This window comes from Halomonas cibimaris (assembly GCF_055379665.1).
The window spans coordinates 737,089-754,582 of the sequence record NZ_AP043828.1 but is presented as its reverse complement, the minus strand read 5'-3'; the positions used below and the strand labels follow the sequence as shown (position 1 = coordinate 754,582).

Genomic DNA, 17,494 nt, shown 5'->3' with positions numbered 1-17,494 from the left:
GGAATCGTATATGATCAAATCACTGTGGACGGCCAAGACCGGGCTTGAAGCGCAGCAGACCAAGCTTGACGTCATTTCCAACAACCTGGCCAACGTCAGCACCAACGGCTTCAAGCGCTCGCGCCCGGTGTTTGAAGACCTGCTGTATCAGAATATGCGCCAGCCCGGCGCGCAGAACAACATGCAGGATCGGCTGCCTTCGGGCATGCAGGTGGGCACCGGGGTGCGCCCGGTAGCCACCGAGCGCCTGCACACCCAGGGCGGGCTTGAGCAGACCGAAAACTCCCGGGATATGGCCATTGAGGGCAAGGGGTTTTTTCAGGTGCTCATGCCCGACGGCACCACCGCCTATACGCGCGACGGCAGCTTTCAGCTCAATGAGAACGGCCAGATGGTCAACGCCAACGGCTATCCGCTGGAGCCGGCGATTTTTATTCCGGCCAATGCGCTATCGGTTTCCATCGGCGAAGAGGGCATCGTTAGCGTGCGCGAGCCGGGTAATCCGGTAGATAATGAAGTTGGCCAGATTAACCTGACCTCGTTTAACAACCCGACCGGCCTTGAGAGTATCGGCGGCAACCTGTATCTGGAGACCGGCTCATCCGGTGCGCCCAACCAGAATCCGCCGGGCGTCAACGGTACCGGCACGCTGATGCAGGGCTACGTGGAGACTTCCAACGTCAGCGTCGTGGAAGAGATGGTCAGCATGATTCAGACGCAGCGCGCCTATGAAATCAACAGCAAGGCGATTACCACAAGCGATGAAATGCTGGCGCGCTTGAGCCAGCTGTAACGCCATATGTCACGGGTTTTTCTCATCCTGCCCCGACGGTGTTACCGGCCACGTTGGCTGCTTGGCCTGCTCGTTTTCACCATGCTTGTGCTGGGCGGCTGTGCCCAGATACCCCATGCCTCGGTGGTGGGCGAACAGGAGCGTATTGCAGTGGTGGATCGGCCGCCGCCGGTAGCCAACGGCTCTATCTATCAGGTGCGGCAGGGATATCAGCCGCTGTTTGAAGATCGTCGTCCGCGGGCCGCCGGCGATATCCTCACCATTGTGCTGGATGAAGAAGTCAGCGCGAGCAAGAATTCACAGTCCAATGCCGATCGCAGCGGCAGCGCTAGCCTGGAGCTTGATCAGCTGCCCGACGTTTTGGATCGGCTGGCCGAATACGGCTTTGACATTTCCGGGGAAAGCGACTTCACCGGCGGTGGCGGCTCACGTGCCAACAATACCTTTACCGGCACCATCACTGTGTCTGTGCTTGAAGTGTTGAACAACGGCAACCTGCGTGTACGCGGCGAAAAGCAGATCGCCATTAACCAGGGCACCGAATTTATTCGCTTTTCCGGGGTGGTGAACCCGCGCACAGTGACCGCGCAGAACACGGTGCCTTCCACTAAGGTGGCCGATGCGCGCATTGAATACGTCGGCGATGGCTATATCAACGAAGCGCAGCACATGGGCTGGCTGCAGCGCTTTTTCCTCAACGTATCGCCTTTCTAACGCGGATCGGCGCAAGCGGTAGACGAACAGACGGGCAAGCAATGCAACCTGACCTAAAACGACTGAGCCGCGCGTGGCGCCGGCGGTTTCTGCCGCTGTTGGCGCTGGCAATGGCATGTACGGCCCTGGCACTACCGGCCCATGCCGAGCGGATTCGCGAGCTGGCGGGGTTTGCCGGGGTGCGCGATAACCAGCTGACCGGCTACGGCCTGGTGGTCGGCCTGGACGGCAGCGGTGACCAAACCACTCAGGCACCGTTTACCAGCCAGAGTTTGACCAACATGCTCTCCCAGCTGGGGGTCAGCGTGCCGGAAGGCACCAACCTGCAGCTGCGTAACGTTGCCGCTGTTATGGTGACGGCGGACTTGCCACCCTTTTCCCGCCCGGGGCAGCGGCTGGACGTGGTGGTATCTTCCATTGCCAACGCTGACAGCCTGCGTGGCGGTACGCTGCTGATGACGCCGCTGAAAGGGGCCAACGGCGATACCTATGCGCTCGCCCAAGGCAACATGCTGGTAGGCGGCGCCGGTGCTCAGGCCGGCGGCAGCAGTGTTCAGATCAACCATCAGGCCGCCGGGCGTATTCCCGGCGGGGCGCTGGTGGAAAAAGAAGTGCCGCTTAACCTCGGAGCCAACGGCGGTACGCTTGAGCTGCAGCTCAACCAGGCAGACTTCGGCACCGCACAGCGCATGGTGACGGCGATCAACAGTGAATTTGGCCGCGGTGTAGCCTACGCCCGTAACGGCGGCGTGATTGCCCTGGACGGCCCGGCAAGCGATAACGCCCGGGTCAACTTCATGGCGCGGGTGGAAAACGTGCGCGTCACCCCCACCGAGGCGCCGGCCCGGGTGGTCGTCAACTCCCGCACCGGCTCAGTGGTGATGAACAATGCCGTGACGCTGCGCAAGGCAGCAGTAGCGCACGGCAATCTGTCCATCATGATCGATACCCAGTTCGGCGTCAGCCAGCCGAATCCGCTGGGCGAAGGGGAAACCGCCGTTGTTCCCGACACGGATATCGATATCGAGCAGCAAGAGGCCTATCTGCAGACGGTGGAAGGGGCCCAGCTCAACGACGTGGTTAATGCGTTGAACGCGCTGGGTGCGACCCCTACGGATCTGATGAGCATACTGGAAGCGCTTAAAAGCGCGGGCTCTCTGCGTGCCGAGCTGGAGGTAATCTAATGGCCGTGACCCGAAATATGGCCGATCAGTTTGCGCTGGACGTGAAAGGGTTTCAGCGCATGCAGCACACCGCGCGTACTGACCCCAAGGAGGGCGTGAAGGGTGCAGCTCAGCAGTTCGAGGCGCTTTTCGTGCAGATGATGGTGAAAAGCATGCGCGATGCGATTCCCGAATCCGGTCTGGTCAATAGCCAGGCGCTGGACATGTACCAGTCAATGATGGATAAGCAGTGGTCGCAGGTAGTGGCGGACCGCGGCGTCGGCTTGGCCGATGCGCTGGTCGCCCAGCTGGAACGCCAGGGCGCGCTGCCCGGCAGTGCGGATAGCCAACTCCCGGCTGATACCTCATCGCTGATTGCCGGTATTCCGCGAGGGACGCCGCGCGAGCTGAGCGATTCATCGCCGGCGGATAGTACGCAGGCGCGTTTACGCCCCGCTTCGCCCGCAGGCGAAGGGTTTTGGCAAGCGCTGGATGCAGTGCGTCAAACGCCTGATGCGAGGCAAACGGCTGCAGCGAAAAGTGGGGCGCCAGCCGGTGATCACGTACAGCAGTTTATGCAGGCGTTAGACCGGCCGGCACAGGCCGCCAGTGATGCCACCGGAGTGCCGGCGAAGCTGATTTTAGCCCAGGCAGCGCTGGAAACCGGCTGGGGCCGCCACGAGATAACCACCTCCAGCGGGCGCAATAGCCACAACCTGTTCGGCATCAAGGCGGGCACTAGCTGGCAGGGCGATACGACTGCGGTCACTACCCACGAATATATCGACGGTCGCCGCGTTCAGAAGGTAGATACGTTTCGCGTATATGACTCCTTCGAGCACGCTTTTACCGACTACGCTGGCCTTATCGGCAACAACCCCCGCTATGCCGGCGTAGTTAACGCCCCGGATGCCCGGCGCGCGGCGCTGGCGCTGCAGGAAGGCGGCTATGCCACCGACCCGGGCTATGCCGCCAAACTGGTAGCGGTGATGGATACCCTGGGGCCGCTCCCCGGCGATGCCGGCAGGCTGGCGCAGGCACGCTAAGCCACCCCGGCGTTTTGCGCTAACCGTGTCGTAAAGCGTTCAAGTTTGGCCGTAACTTGCCGATAACGGTGGCATCGGCTTAAAGGATTGACATCATGAGCATGTTTTCTACCGGGTTAAGCGGTCTCAACGCCGCGCAAAATGCCCTGCAAACTACCAGCAACAACATCAGCAACGTGTTCACGCCGGGCTATAATCGCGAAATTACCCAGCTGGGCGAAGGCTCGGTGGGCAGCGGCGGCGTGCGCGTTAACGATATCGAGCGCCAGTTCAACCAATACGTGGCAACCCAGCTCAACAGCGCCAAAAGCGAGTCCAGCGCGCTGGAAACCTACGCGTCTCAGGTATCACAAATCGACAACCTGCTGGCGGATCGGGAGGCAGGGCTGGCCCCGCTTATGCAAGGATTCTTCTCCTCACTGGAAGATCTTGCCAGCGCCCCGTCTGACCCGGCCGCCCGGCAGGGTGTGCTGGGTTCAGCGGACACCATGAGCGCCCAGTTTCGCTCCTTCGACGGCTATCTGCAGGATATGCAGGGCAATATCAACGGCCAGATAGAAGACGAAGTCACCCAGATCAACAACGCCACCAAGCAGATTGCCCATGCCAATCGCGAGATTTCACTGGCCCGCGCGCGCACCGGGGAAGCGCCCAACAGCCTGCTGAATCAGCGTGACCGGCTGGTTTCCGAGCTCAACGAGCGAATGGACCTGCGCCTGAACGTCCAAGACGGCAAGACCTATAACGTCAGCCTGCCCAACGGCCAGCCGCTGGTCACCGGCACCGATTCCTTTAAGCTTGAAGCTATGCAATCTGACGCCGATCCCCAGCGTACCGTTGTCGGCTATCGTGACGGCGGCGGTAATCTCGTCGAGCTGGAAGAAGATACCGTGCAAGGCGGCTCACTCGGTGGGCTGATGTCGTTTCGCTCAGAGACGCTGGACAAGACCCAAAACCAGATTGGCCAGCTGGCGGTATCGCTGTCAATGACGTTCAACGAGCAGCACAGGATGGGCGTGGATCTTGACGGCAATCAGGGGGAAAACTTCTTTAACGTCCGCGAGCCCCAAGCGTATAGCGGTTCAAACAATACGGCCAACGTTGACGCAATTCGTTTTGATAACGGCAATATCGACCAGCTGCGTGCCACTGATTACACCGTGACGATGGAAAGCGGTAGCCCTGTTGTGACTCGTAATGATAACGGCGCTGAAGTAGATTCCGAGTGGGATAGTGGTACCAATACGCTGTCCTTTGGCGGTGTTGAAATGACATTCTCCGGTACGCCCGCGGCCGATGATACGTTTGAAGTGCAGCCCGTGCGCCGAGCCGGTGCAGGCATGGAAACCGCCATCGGCGATCTGGACAAGATTGCTGCCGCCCTGGGGCCGGTGCAGCCCATGCCCTACGATCAGGTAGATTTTCAAGGGCAAAGCGAAGACCGGCTGGGTGAAACCGGAGTCATCAATGAAGAGCTGACAAGCGGCGAAATAAAGAAAGGAGTTGAATCAGGTCTTGAGCCCTTCGCATTTATTCCTACGGGAGCAAAAAATGTCACCATTCATCTATACGATCGCGGAGCGGACGACGATATCCAGCTCTTTACCCGAGACGGCAAGCATCTAATAGGCACGCCAGTGGAAGGAACGGATGCTGATCCCTCGGTTTGGGAAGGTAAAGAAACAGACTATACTTGGAAAAATAATGCTGATGGAATTATTATCAAATCAGCAAACGATGTAGAAGAAAATATATTTACCCTCATTAACGGTTTTGATGAAGGAACAAAGTACGATAGCAGCCACCTTCTAAACCGAAAGGATAAGTACTCCGCAGACCTCTCAGATCCTGCAACATCAAATTATGCAGACATGAATTTCACCTATACAGGAGATGGCAACAGATTTGACACTTCCCCTAACGATCTAAGTACAGACACGAACTATCGAGAAGAGAGAGTCAATATTGATGAAGTAAAAGAGCCTCTATTTTTGCTAGTCTCAGGTAACGGTAGATTTGACATCAAGGCCACTTGGGACGATATGCCCGGCACGCCAGGGACCGGCGGCGTGAACGGCGATAGCGGCCCCATCGGCCAGGTACAAGGCCAGCTGGAAGTCAGTGATATTGAGGTCGCTCCGGCCTTCCAGGACATGGACAGCGACTACCGTCCGCCCAGTTTTGCGGTAAAAGCCGCCGACGACGGTTCGCTGAGCCTGGGCTTTTTCGGCGCGGACAGCGACAACAACCTTTTCGTCTCGCCAGATGCCGGCTCGGTGCCAAGCAATCCGCCGCCCGAAGGCGTGTTCAGCGTCTATAAGGAAGACGGCAGCGAGATTGACAACGTACTCTCGGTAAACAGCGGCGGTGCCGACACCCTGGCTCCCGGCGAACGCCTCACCATTAAAGACGACGCCACCGGCAAAACCGTGCTCAGCTTTACCGTGGACCAGCTGCCCACCGGCGGCACCAGCGGGGTGACCTTTACCGGGCGCACCGGCACCACCGGCCCCGGCGACAACCGCAATGCGCTGGCGCTGCAGGATCTGCAAAGCGAGGATCTCGTCGCCGGCAGTGCGACGCTGAGCGGCGCGTACGGTGCGATGGTCAGCGATGTGGGCAACCGCACCAATATTACCCAGGTGAACCTCGAGGCCCGCCAGGGGCTGACCGATCAGCTGGAAGCGGTTCAGCAGTCGGAGTCCGGCGTCAACTTTGATGAAGAAGCCGCCAACCTGGTGAAGTATCAGCAGTTCTATCAGGCCAATGCCAAAGTTATCGATACGGCGTCTTCGGTGATGGATACTATTCTCAACCTGCGCTGATAATCGGGAGTTCACGCTATGCGTATCAGTTCTGTCACGATGTTTGAGCAAAGCGCTGCGTCGATTAACCGGCAGCAGGCGGAGTTCATGAAAGTCAATGAGCAGATGGCCAGCGGCCGCCGGGTGGTCAATCCGTCCGATGATCCGCAGGCCGCTTCTCGCGCCGTGGGCGTGGATCAGTCCCAAGCGGTGACTCAGCAGTATGCTGACGCCCGGGTGTCGGCGCGCAACGCGCTGTCCCAGACGGAAAGCGTGCTCAACAGCGTCAGCGATGCGGTGACCAGTGCCAAGACCCTGCTGGTGCAGGCCTCAAGCGACACGCTAAGCGACGTTGATCGCGAGTCCATCGCCAGCGAAATGCGCGGCATCTACGAGACCATGATCGGCCAGGCCAATGCCACTGACGGCAACGGCCGCTATCTGTTTGGCGGCTATGCCGATAACAAACCGCCTTTCGTCAAGGATGCCGATGGGCAGGTGCAGTACGCAGGCGACAGCAACAATCGCGAGCAGCGCATCGATGCCTCCCGGCTGATGCCGGTGACCTCCAACGGCGAGGATATTTTCCAAAGCGTGCCCAGCGGTGCGGGCTACATTGCCCAGACGCCGCCGATTGATGCTGATGCAGGCACCGGCAACAAGGGCAACGTGACGTTTACCGGGCCGAATACGGCAGACGTTAATGCTGACGGCTACGGCGATAATTTTGAAATCAAGTTCGATGATAACAGCGGTGATATGAATGTTATTGTCAATAACTTGGATGACACGTCGAGCAACCCGGTAGTGGATACAAAATACACGGGCGGCGGTGAAGACGGCCAGACCGTCTCCTTTGGCGGTTTGAATATCACGCTTGAAGGCGAGCCTGCCAGCGGCGATACCGTCGCTGTACAGAAGGCGGGCGGCAGCGAGCATTCAGCGGATCTGTTCAGCACCATGGAAGAGACCATTCGCGTGCTGGAGGCGCCCAACGACAGTCCGCAGGCCAAGGCGGATTTTCGCAATACGGTCAACGCGGCCATGCGTAATCTGGACAATACGCTGGATAACGTGCTGACCGTTCGCGCTTCGGCCGGGGCACGGCTCAACGAGCTGGACGTGGTGGACGGCGTCGGCGCCAATCGCATGCAGAACTACAAGCAGACGCTATCGGATCTGGTCGATCTTGACTACGTCGATACCATCTCCGAGTACAGCCTGCGCCAGGTCGGCATGCAGGCCTCGCAGCAGGCGTTTGCCAATATCAAGAGCAGCTCGCTGTTTGACTATCTGCGCTAGCCCGCCTGGCGCACGCACGGGCCCTGGAACGGGCCTTGGCGTAGTGGCCGGGGCGAGTTCAGCTCACCTGGGCCATCAGCTCGATCAGGCCCTGCATAAAATTCAGCCCCTGGTGGAATAACCGCTCAAGAAAGCGCCCCAGATCGGTCATCAGCACCATCATCAGCGTAAGCCCAACGGTGAGCGAGGTGGGAAAGCCAATGTTGAACACCGTTAGCTGAGGGGCCGAGCGGTTGAGAATACCCAGCGCGAAGTTGATGATCAAAAGCGAGCCGACCAGCGGCAGGGCCAGCAGCATACCCGAAGCAAAAATGGTGCCGGCGTAGCGCGCCAGCAGCTCAAAGGCGTTGGCGTTGAGCGTATCCACGCCGATAGGCAGGGTTTGAAAGCTCATGACCAGCGTTTCCAGCACCATTAGATGGCCGTTGAGGGCCAGAAACATCAGCAGCGTTACCATGTACAGAATGCGCGACAGCACCATGATGTTGGTACCGCTGGCGGCATCGTAAAAGCTGGCAAAAGCCAGCCCCATCTGCAGGCCGATAAACTCGCCCGAGGCCTGGACCACGGCAAAAATGATGTGCATGACCAGGCCAATGGCCAGGCCGATCAGAATTTGCTCGATGATGATGCCGATACTGGTCCAGGACATCAGTGCTACGTCCGGCATGGGCGGTAAAAAAGGCGCAACGGCCACGCACACCAGCGCTGCCAGCCCCACCTTGACCCGGTTGGGCACGCTGGAATGCCCCCATAGCGGGGAGACGGCCATAAAAGCGGTAATGCGCACAAACGGCCAGAAAAACGCGACCAGCCAGCCCTGAAGCTGAGCGAAGGTGACCTCGACCACTGGCTACATCACCATGGAGGGAATATTGGTGAATAGCCGGTGGGTGAAATCCGTGATCAGCCCGATCAGCCAGGGCCCGGCAATAACCAGCACCGCAAAAACGGCGAGAATCTTGGGGATAAACGTCAGGGTCATTTCGTTGATCTGGGTGGCGGCTTGAAAAAGGCTGATCAAAAGCCCCGTCAAAAGCGCTGCCAGCAAAATGGGGCCGGCAAGAAACAGCGTGACGCGCATGCCCTGATAGGCGATGCTCATTACCATTTCCGGGGTCATGGCAAGCCCTCCTCGAGCGGTGAAGCGGCGGCGCTAAATGATATAGAAGCTTTCCGCCATGGAGCCGATAATCAGCTGCCAGCCGTCTACCAGCACAAACAGCATCAGCTTGAACGGCAGCGAAATTGTGATGGGCGGCACCATCATCATACCCAGCGCCATCAGCGTACTGGCGACGACCAGATCAATGATCAAAAACGGAATAAAGATGGTAAAGCCGATCTGGAACGCCGTTTTGAGCTCGCTGGTGACAAAAGACGGCAGCAGCACGCGCATGGGCAGCTCTTCCGGGCCCTGCAGCGGGCCGATATCGGCCAGGCGCACAAACAGAGAAATATCCGGCTCCCGCGTTTGCGCCAGCATGAATTCTCGAAACGGCGCCTGAGCCAGCCGCAAAAACTCTTCCAGCCCGATATTGTCTTCGGTCAGCGGTACCCAAGCGGTGGTGTAGACCTGATCGAGCACCGGCGACATGATGAAAAAAGTCAAAAACAGGGCAATACCGAGCAGCACCTGGTTGGGCGGCGTGGCCTGGGTGCCCATGGCGGTACGTAGAAGGCTCAGCACGATAATGATGCGGGTGAAGCTGGTCATCATCAGCAGCAGGGCAGGCAGAAACGCCAGCGAGCTTAAAAACAGCAGCGTCTGCAGCGACAGCGACCATTTTTGCCCGCCGTCTTCCAGCGGCTGGGTCACTACGCCGGGGATGGACTGGGCCAGCGCCGTGCCTGACAGCGTAAAACCGGCAAGTAGCAGCAAGCAGAGCAGGATGCCGCCGAGTGTCGGGCAGCAGCGCGAGAGACGAGTTGACCGCCTGTACCTGTGGTTCATAGCGAACGTTTGCGGGTTGAGCGAGTGGGAGGCGTCTGGTGTGGATTCGACTTGTGCAGGGCATGGGCAAAGTGCGCAGCGAACCCCGAAGCCGAGGGCGCATCGGGTGCTGCGTCAGGCTGGCGCGGCGGTGCCGGGCACTCGTGAAGCTTGTTGACGCGCCCGCTGCCTACGCCAAGCACCAGCCAGGTGTCGTTAAGCTCGACGATCACCACGCGTTCGCGGCTGCCCACCGCAGCGCTGCCGACGACCTGAAGGCGAGTGCTGTGTGGCTGATAGCGCTTTTGCCAGCGCTTGAGCAGCACGGTGCACACCAGGATGATGGCAATGACCAGCCCCAGCGCTGCCGCCGTCTTGCCCAGGGCGGCCATGCCCAGCAGCGTCTCGCTGCTGCCGACGGCATCCGCGGCGCTGCTTGAGGCGGTATCAGCGTTCATCGGTTGAGCTTATGAATACGTTCGGAAGGCGTAATGATTTCGGTGATGCGAATGCCGTACTTGTCTTCGATCACGACCACCTCGCCCTGTGCGATGAGATAGCCGTTGATCAGGATATCCATGGGCTCGCCGGCCAGGCCGTCCAGCTCCACCACCGATCCCTGTGCCAGCTCCAGCAGCTGCTTGATCGTCAGCCGGGTGCGCCCCAGCTCGACGGTCAGCTTGACCGGAATGTCCATGATCATTTCCAGATCCCGCGAGGTATCGCTGGTCTGTTCACCGCCCAGGGGCGGAAACACGTCGCTGCTGGCTTCCCGCGCCTGGGGCTGCGGCGCTTGCTGGGCTGTGGAATCGTCCTCTGCCGGCTCTTGTTGTTCCGCAGCCTGCTGCTCGGCCATGGCAGCGGCCCAGGGGTCGGCTTCCTCGCCGCTGTCCGGTGCCGCGCCGGCCTGGTCAAACGCCGCATCGGCAGCGTCGTTTTCGCTTACGCCCTGTTCGGACATGGCTGCCGCCCAGTCGTCGTCGGACACGCTCTGCGGGTCGCTAGCATTGTGGCTTTGCGTCGCGGACGGCTCATCAGAGGGCGTCTGATCATCCGGCTTATTGGGATCAGTCATGCGTTGGATTCCTTGGCTTTCTGTCGCGTCGACTTGGCGGTGAAGTCGCTGGGCGATATGTTGTTCATGGCGGCGTGATCAAACATTTTCTGTACGCGCAGGGCGCGCTGCTGGTTCTGGCTGCCAAACTGGCATTCCATGACCGGCACACCGTTAACGTGGGCCGTTACGGTGTCGGGAATGTCGACGGGTAGCACATCGCCCTGTTTGAGCCCCATGACCTGGCCGATGTGGCTGGCAATGTGGGCGAACTCGGCCACCAGCTCGATTTCGGAATGGCGCAGCTCGGCGGCCATGCGCCGATTCCATGAGCCGTCCTGGTCGTGGTTGCTGTCGTTGATCGGGTTGGCCAGCAGATCACGCAGCGGCTCGATCATGGCGTAGGGTATACAGATCTGAAAGCTGCTGGAAAGGTTACCCACTTCCAGGTTGAACTTGGTGTTCACCACGATTTCGTTGGGCGAGTTGGTGATGTTGGCAAACTTGGACTGCACTTCAGAGCGCAGAAAGCTGATATCCAGCGGGTACACGACTTTCCAGGCCTGCTGATAGGCCTCAATGGCCAGGTTGAGCATGCGCTGAATGATGCGCTGCTCGGTGTTGGTGAAATCGCGACCGTCTGACTTGGTGACAAAGCGTCCGTCGCCGCCGAACAGGTTGTCCACCACCATGAACACCAGGCTGGGGGGAAATACCACCAGCGCTGAGCCGCGTAGCGGTTTCAAGGCCACGAGGTTGAGGTTGGTCGGCACCGGCACGTTACGCGAGAAGTCGCTGAAGCTCTGATAGCGCACCGACTCCACGGTAATGTCGGCGCTGCGCCGAATAAGATTGAAAAGCCCGGTACGGAAATAACGTGCAAACCGCTCGTTGATGAAGTCCAGTGCATGCAGGCGTTCGCGAATGACGCGGTGCTGGGTCGACGGGTCGTAAGGGCGTATGCGTGAGGGTTCGCTATCCTGCTGAGCCGATGGTGTCGCCGGCTCATCGTCACCGCTGACCCCTTTCAGCAGGGCATCAATTTCTTCCTGGGACAGTAAATCGTCCTGCGACATGATGGCTCCGGATGGGCGGGATTATTGCACGATAAACTCGGTGAACAGCACTTCGCGAAGATCCAGGGGAGGCTGGTTTTCGGTAAGCGGCTGGCTCAGCCGGTCGATAATGGCGGCAGACAGTTTTTCCTTGCCCTGGGGCGTGGAAAGCTCGCTGGCCTGCTTGTCCGACAGCAGCAGCAGCAGGCGGCTGCGTACCTGTGGCATGTGATCGGCAAGCAGCTTTTTGCTCTGCTCGTCGCCTACGCGTAGGGTAATGCCGGTATACAGCAGGCGAGAACCGCTGCGATCACCGGCCAGATTAACGGTAAACGGCTCGATCTTCTGAAAAATCGGTGATTTTGGCTCGGCGACCTCCTGTGCGGCCGCGCTGGCGTCGGCATCGCCGCCTTTGCTCATGACCATGTAGATGGCAGCGGCTGCCCCGAGCGACGAGAGCACCACCAAAATCACCATGATCCAGAGCAGTTTTTTGGAACCGCCGCTTGCTTCTGCCATATGTATTTCCTGTCTATGTCGTGCGCGAACCGGACATTATGCCCCAGATCTTCGCGCTTGATGAAAGGAACAGGCCCGCCTTGGGAGCCCATCTTTGCGTTTCGTATGCCGGCTTGTATAAAGCAGCAACGCTTTTCACGTTCAGGTATCAAGCATAAAGGTCAACGCGGCCGTCAACGGCTAGCGTTTGTGCGCGGGTCGCCGGCTCAAGGCTCTCCGCTCCTTCGGCATCAGCGCCGCTGCCGGCGGCCGTACCGGGCTGCCCGCCGTTGGCGAAAGCCGGTTCGTCCCCGGATGTCTGTTCGCCCACCGAGGTGTTGCCCAGGGCAATGCCCTGTTCGGCCAGCGCTTCGCGCAGCTGGGGAATGGCCTGTTCAACCACCTGGCGCACCTGGGCGTGCGAGGAGAGGAAATGCGCCTGGGTGCCGCCGTGCTCGCTGACTTTCAGCGAGACGGAAAGCGGCCCCAGCTCGGCCGGATGTATTTGCAGCTGCACCTGCTGTTCGCCGCCGCGCCGGCTGAACTGGGCCAGCTGTTGGCCTAGCTGCTGGGGCCAGGCGGGGCTTCCCAGCGGTGCGGCCACGCTTGCCTGAGCCGGTGCGCCGGCCATGCCGGCGGCGCTATTGCCACCGGCGGACGCCAGTGCACCGGTGAGCGCCTGGGGCGAGGCATGGCCGGCGGCATCGCTGGCGGTGGTCAAGGCCGCGCGTAGCGCCGTGCCGTTCAGGGGCGAGGCAGAAACGCTGATCGCGCCGTCCTGGCTTGTCTGGCTGGCGCTTGCAAGTGCGCTGGCGAGGGCAGCGGTTTCTGCGGGACGACCGGCGAGGGCTGCGGCGTCGCCTGCCTGCCGGGGCTGGCTGTTGCCCTGGGCCAGCAGCGCGTCCACGGACAGGCCGCTGCTCTGCGTCGGCAGCGCTTTATCGCTGCCGCCGGCGGTTTGGGTCATGGCGGCCAGCAGCCCGGCCAGCGGTGCTGCCGGCGAGCCGTCGCCCTCGCTCTGCAGCAGATCGTCCAGCGCCTCGCGCCATTGCGCTGCCTGGCTATCGCTGCCGGCTGACGGGCTGAATTCGGCCAGCAGATCCAGCCGCTGTGCAATATCGTTGAGCTCGGGTGTGTTGCCGGACAAGGCCGGCGCGGCCTGGGGCGTGCCGGGGCTGAGCGTGTCGGCAAGCGTCTGCAGCGCCTGGGCCATTTCAGGGTGTTGACGAATGTGTTCCATCAGCGCCTGTATTTCGCTGCTTTGCCGCTGGGCTTTGCTGAGCCCCAGCGCTTCCAGCTGGCGATCAATGCGCTGGGCGCTAGCGGCGTTGCCCGGGTCGGCAGCCGGACGCGAGCGCTCAAGGTGGCCGGCACCGGACGCCGTTGCCTGGCCCAGCGCCCGGGAAAAGCTGCCGGCCTGTGTGCCTTCTGCGGAGCGGCGTGCGCCCGTTTCGGGCTGCCCCTGCGATGCAGTGTTGGCGAGCAAAGCGTGAAGGTTCATCAGAACTTGCGCGGGATACCCGGTACTTCGAGTGCCGGGAGGAATAGCGCGTCGTGCGCAGCACGACCGGGATTACGCTACCGCCTGTCCCGCTCCTCCCTTGTAGTTGATGGATGGTGTGAGGTGGTAGCCGTAGCCATCACCGCGCTGAATCAGGGTGCAGTATTGGTACGAAATGCCTTGCACTGCCTCTTGCTGGCTTTGGATGTTGAAGCGGCCGGTTTTGCGGACGGCTACACGGCCCGTATGCGTGCCGGCTTTCCTGCCGGCGGGGATGATGGCTTTCACCATGTCGCCGGTCTGAAAACCGTGTACCTGTTTTTGTCGCATCAGGTAGCCTCGAGGGAAACCGTGCCGGGTCAGCCGAGTACGCTGATAGCTGCCGCGCCCGGTGGCCTTGATCGTCAGCGTTGGCACTTGCCATTGGTGCAGGGCGTCCATTGGACCGACGCAAGCGGCATCCAGGGCGTGAGTTTTGGGAATACCGAGGCGCTGGCGGTTGTATTTGGTACGGCCACCCGTGCCGACCGTCACCGGCAAGCCGGTGGCCTTGAGGGCATTAAACAGCGCCCAGCGGGTCGTATTGACTGCACTGGCATCGCGTAGCGGTTGCTTGAGTTGGCGCTGTACGCGCTCAAGCTGCGCGCTTGCCGACAGACCATTGGCCTTGAGGCGCTTCTTCAAGCCCTTGTCGGTGGCGAAAAAGTCCGCCAGCGGCAACGTATCCTTCGCCTGGTTGCAGTTATGACACGACAGAGCCAAATTGCTGATGCGGCTGGAACCGCCCCGGCTGCGTGGTTCAACATGCTCGACTTCCAACGGCGTCTCGGTGGCGCCGCAGTAGGCACATGCCCGCCCCCACTTTTCCAGCAGATACTCCCGCACCTCGTAACCGAGCAGCGTGCCTTGCTGGTACTCGACGCCGCTTATCTCCGGATTGTCGAGCCGCTGGGTATCAAAGCGCACCAGCTCCTTATCCAGCGCGGTGATGGGGGCGAGCTTGCTTAGCCGCTTTACCCACGCCATCACTGTATCGACTTGATGCTGCAGGCTGGGCGGCAACCAACCGGCTTTGCGCGTGCGGTTGTTAAACCGTGGCGCCCGGTAGCGCAGATGGGCCGAACGGCGGCGGCGCCGAAACGCGGCGCGCTGCTCCAGCGCCTTTTTGATCTGGAAGCCGCGATGCAAAAGCTCGAACAGACACAGCACATGGCGCTGCTCACCGTCCGATTCACGCATCAGCGCCAGTCCCGTGGTCTTGCTGCCGGGGTCAATGCCCAGGCGAAGCGGTTGCGTGTCGCCGCCCACCCGATCCCTGAGTCGTATCGTGAACGGGTAGCGTTTATGCACCACGGCGCGACCGCGTTTCAGCAGCAGCCGGGCACGCTTTTCGCTGCACGGCATCAACGGCTGCTTGTGTTTATCCCACACGAAAACCGCCATGGCGATTTCCTCCTGATCAATGCCCTTACGGGCCTTGTGTCGCGGATCGTTCGATCCGTCTCCCCTCGGGAATGTCGATAACCGGCTCCTGCCGACGATACGCTATCAGCAGCGGTCAGAACCTTCGGCGTTTTACCTTGCGCCCGCATGATCCCGACCTTTCAGAGCGCCGAACTGAGGAAGCATTCGGCGGTGAGTCTTGACGACCTGCTATCAACGTAGTGGCCATGTTGCCCGCTCTCCCTGGTCAACCGGGCCTGCTTTCACAAGCCTCTCCCTTCAGGGAGAGGTAGTTGACGGCAATCCCCTTCGCCGTTAATACGATGCTTCCGACAGCCGGCGTGCCGTGCGGCTGTTGACCAGGTCGTCGTTGTGTTTTTGTTCCTGACGGCCTTGGCGCTGCTGCGCCTGGCGCAGGCGGCGCTCCGTCAGGGTGTCGTAGGACGAGAGCGCACGCTGCTGCTGGCGCCACTGCGTCTGGCTTTTCGCCACTCGCTGCTGTTGTTCGTTGAGAGCCTGGCGCGCGCGCTCAAGCGCGGTGTCCAGCGAGGCGAGAAACTGCTGATAATTGTACATGCTGGCAGGGTCGATACCCTCGCGCATGGCCGCCTGAAAGCGCGCGCTGTACTCGGCGCGGTAACGCTTGAGCGCGTCAAGCTGGGCGGTGGTTTGCTGCTCGGCCTGGCGCTCCTGAGCGAGCGTTTGCCCGGCCTGATCCCGGGCCTGCCGGGCCAGGTCGCTGAGCATGTCGAGCTGCGAATGACTCATCCTTGCCCTCCTGCTGAGGCCTGCGTCGGCTGGCCGGTAACGTTGGCCAGCGCCTGTCGCGAGGCGTCTATCGTCGCACATTCCTCAATGTTCTGCTGGAGGAAGCGTTCAAGATCGGGGAAGCGATTGACGGCCTCGTCCAGCTGCGGATCGTGCCCGGGGGTATAGGCGCCGACGCTGATCAGGTCACGGTTGCGCTGGTAGCGTGAAAAAAGCTGCTTGAGTCGCCGCGCTTGGCGCTGCTGGGCTGCATCGGTGATGGCGGTCATCGCACGGCTGATCGAAGCCTCGATATCGATGGCCGGATAGTGCCCAGCTTCAGCCAGGCTGCGCGAGAGCACAATGTGGCCGTCAAGGATGGCCCTGGCCGAGTCGGCAATGGGGTCTTGCTGGTCGTCGCCTTCGGTGAGCACGGTATAAAAGGCGGTGATGGAGCCGCCGCCGTGCTCGGCGTTGCCTGCGCGCTCCACAAGCCCGGGCAGCTTGGCGAATACCGACGGCGGATAGCCTTTGGTGGCCGGCGGCTCGCCGATGGCCAGGGCGATTTCACGCTGGGCCATGGCGTAGCGAGTCAGCGAATCCATGATCAGCAGCACGTCATGGCCGTCGTCGCGGAAGTTTTCTGCAAGCCGGGTGGCGTAGGCCGCCCCCTGCAGGCGCTGCAGCGGCGAGGTATCCGCCGGGGCGGCGACCACGACAGCGCGCCGGCGGCCCTCGGGGCCGAGAATGTTGTCGATAAAATCCTGCACTTCGCGGCCGCGCTCGCCAATGAGCCCGACGACGATGACGTCCGCTCGGGTATAGCGCGCCATCATGCCCAAAAGCACTGACTTGCCGACCCCGGAGCCGGCAAACAGCCCCATGCGCTGGCCGCGGCCGACGCTTAACAGCGCGTTGATGGCGCGGATGCCCACGTCAATCTGGGTGTCGATGGGCGCGCGTGACAGCGGGTTGAGCGGTGGCGTATCGAGGGTGTCGCGGGGCGCTTCGTCCAGCGGCTCAGCGTCATCCAGCGGCGTGCCGTTGCCGTCGATCACGCGGCCCAGCAGGCTTTCGCCCAGCGGGAAACGCCGGGCGCTGTGGCCGCTGTTTTCGCCCAGCGGTGTGACGCGCGCGCCGGGCATAAGCCCGGATATTTCTTCCAGGGGCATGAGGTATAGTTTGTCGCCGGCAAACCCTACCACTTCGGCCTCGGCCTGGCGGCGGCGCTGCCCCGGGCGGTCGTCCATGCCGGGCAGCTCAATGTGACAGGCGCTGCCCACGGCCACCTTCAGCCCGACCACTTCGATCACCATGCCCGTGGCGCGCACCACGCGTCCGCTGATGCGGGTGCGCGGCAGGCGCTCGACCCGCTGCTGGGTGCGGCGCAGCACGGTATGCCAGCGCTGCTGGTGAGGGCAGGAGGTGTGGCTCATGGTGT

Annotated in this window: 17 protein-coding genes; 6 read left to right on the top strand and 11 right to left on the bottom strand. The window is 61.1% G+C overall.

Going from position 1 to position 17,494, the window contains the following annotated elements:
- The first annotated feature begins 10 nt into the window (after positions 1–10).
- The 6 genes from flgG (at position 11) to flgL (ending at position 7,822) form a co-directional block, all read left to right on the top strand.
- Positions 11–793, top strand: a complete 783-nt coding sequence (gene flgG, locus ACZ415_RS03450; protein ID WP_344703365.1) for a flagellar basal-body rod protein FlgG — start codon at positions 11–13, stop codon at positions 791–793.
- Between the two features lie 81 nt (positions 794–874).
- A complete protein-coding gene (locus tag ACZ415_RS03445) occupies positions 875–1,507 on the top strand; it encodes a flagellar basal body L-ring protein FlgH (protein WP_344703366.1) in 633 nt (210 codons plus the stop codon).
- Positions 1,508–1,617: 110 nt separating this feature from the next.
- Complete coding sequence (locus tag ACZ415_RS03440; protein ID WP_344703368.1) at positions 1,618–2,691, top strand: flagellar basal body P-ring protein FlgI; 1,074 nt, start codon at positions 1,618–1,620, stop codon at positions 2,689–2,691.
- On the top strand, positions 2,691–3,716 hold the full coding sequence (flgJ, locus tag ACZ415_RS03435; protein ID WP_344703370.1) for a flagellar assembly peptidoglycan hydrolase FlgJ: 1,026 nt from the start codon (positions 2,691–2,693) through the stop codon (positions 3,714–3,716). The genes ACZ415_RS03440 and flgJ overlap by 1 nt, the downstream gene beginning before the upstream one ends.
- A 95-nt stretch (positions 3,717–3,811) precedes the next feature.
- Complete coding sequence (flgK, locus tag ACZ415_RS03430; protein WP_344703372.1) at positions 3,812–6,541, top strand: flagellar hook-associated protein FlgK; 2,730 nt, start codon at positions 3,812–3,814, stop codon at positions 6,539–6,541.
- A gap of 18 nt (positions 6,542–6,559) precedes the next feature.
- On the top strand, positions 6,560–7,822 hold the full coding sequence (flgL, locus tag ACZ415_RS03425) for a flagellar hook-associated protein FlgL (RefSeq protein ID WP_344703374.1): 1,263 nt from the start codon (positions 6,560–6,562) through the stop codon (positions 7,820–7,822).
- 58 nt (positions 7,823–7,880) lie between these two features.
- On the opposite strand, the gene fliR is transcribed toward flgL, so the two are convergent.
- From fliR to fliI, 11 genes are all read right to left on the bottom strand, one after another.
- Positions 7,881–8,672 carry a flagellar biosynthetic protein FliR gene (gene fliR / locus ACZ415_RS03420; protein ID WP_344703376.1) on the bottom strand — a complete coding sequence of 264 codons (792 nt, stop codon included), beginning with the start codon at positions 8,670–8,672 and terminating at the stop codon, positions 7,881–7,883.
- Positions 8,673–8,675: 3 nt separating this feature from the next.
- The gene (gene fliQ / locus ACZ415_RS03415) at positions 8,676–8,945 is read right to left on the bottom strand and encodes a flagellar biosynthesis protein FliQ (protein WP_344703378.1); all 270 of its coding nucleotides are present in this window, start codon (positions 8,943–8,945) and stop codon (positions 8,676–8,678) included.
- A 33-nt stretch (positions 8,946–8,978) separates the two neighbouring features.
- Positions 8,979–9,776 (bottom strand): flagellar type III secretion system pore protein FliP, encoded by a 798-nt coding sequence (fliP, locus tag ACZ415_RS03410; protein WP_344703380.1) that lies wholly within the window; start codon positions 9,774–9,776, stop codon positions 8,979–8,981.
- A complete protein-coding gene (gene fliO / locus ACZ415_RS03405; RefSeq protein WP_344703382.1) occupies positions 9,773–10,213 on the bottom strand; it encodes a flagellar biosynthetic protein FliO in 441 nt (146 codons plus the stop codon). Before fliO ends, fliP begins: the two co-directional genes overlap by 4 nt.
- Entirely contained in the window at positions 10,210–10,830 is a 621-nt protein-coding gene (gene fliN / locus ACZ415_RS03400; RefSeq protein WP_344703384.1) for a flagellar motor switch protein FliN, read from the bottom strand. Before fliN ends, fliO begins: the two co-directional genes overlap by 4 nt.
- Positions 10,827–11,885 (bottom strand): flagellar motor switch protein FliM, encoded by a 1,059-nt coding sequence (gene fliM, locus ACZ415_RS03395; RefSeq protein WP_344703386.1) that lies wholly within the window; start codon positions 11,883–11,885, stop codon positions 10,827–10,829. The genes fliN and fliM overlap by 4 nt, the downstream gene beginning before the upstream one ends.
- 21 nt (positions 11,886–11,906) lie before the next feature.
- The gene (gene fliL, locus ACZ415_RS03390; protein ID WP_344703388.1) at positions 11,907–12,383 is read right to left on the bottom strand and encodes a flagellar basal body-associated protein FliL; all 477 of its coding nucleotides are present in this window, start codon (positions 12,381–12,383) and stop codon (positions 11,907–11,909) included.
- 148 nt (positions 12,384–12,531) lie between these two features.
- Positions 12,532–13,863, bottom strand: a complete 1,332-nt coding sequence (locus tag ACZ415_RS03385; protein ID WP_344703390.1) for a flagellar hook-length control protein FliK — start codon at positions 13,861–13,863, stop codon at positions 12,532–12,534.
- Positions 13,864–13,935: 72 nt separating this feature from the next.
- Entirely contained in the window at positions 13,936–15,306 is a 1,371-nt protein-coding gene (iscB, locus tag ACZ415_RS03380; protein ID WP_464387750.1) for an RNA-guided endonuclease IscB, read from the bottom strand.
- Positions 15,307–15,621: 315 nt separating this feature from the next.
- Positions 15,622–16,074, bottom strand: a complete 453-nt coding sequence (gene fliJ / locus ACZ415_RS03375; protein WP_344701234.1) for a flagellar export protein FliJ — start codon at positions 16,072–16,074, stop codon at positions 15,622–15,624.
- The gene (gene fliI, locus ACZ415_RS03370) at positions 16,071–17,489 is read right to left on the bottom strand and encodes a flagellar protein export ATPase FliI (RefSeq protein ID WP_344701232.1); all 1,419 of its coding nucleotides are present in this window, start codon (positions 17,487–17,489) and stop codon (positions 16,071–16,073) included. Before fliI ends, fliJ begins: the two co-directional genes overlap by 4 nt.
- Between the last annotated feature and the right edge of the window lie 5 nt (positions 17,490–17,494).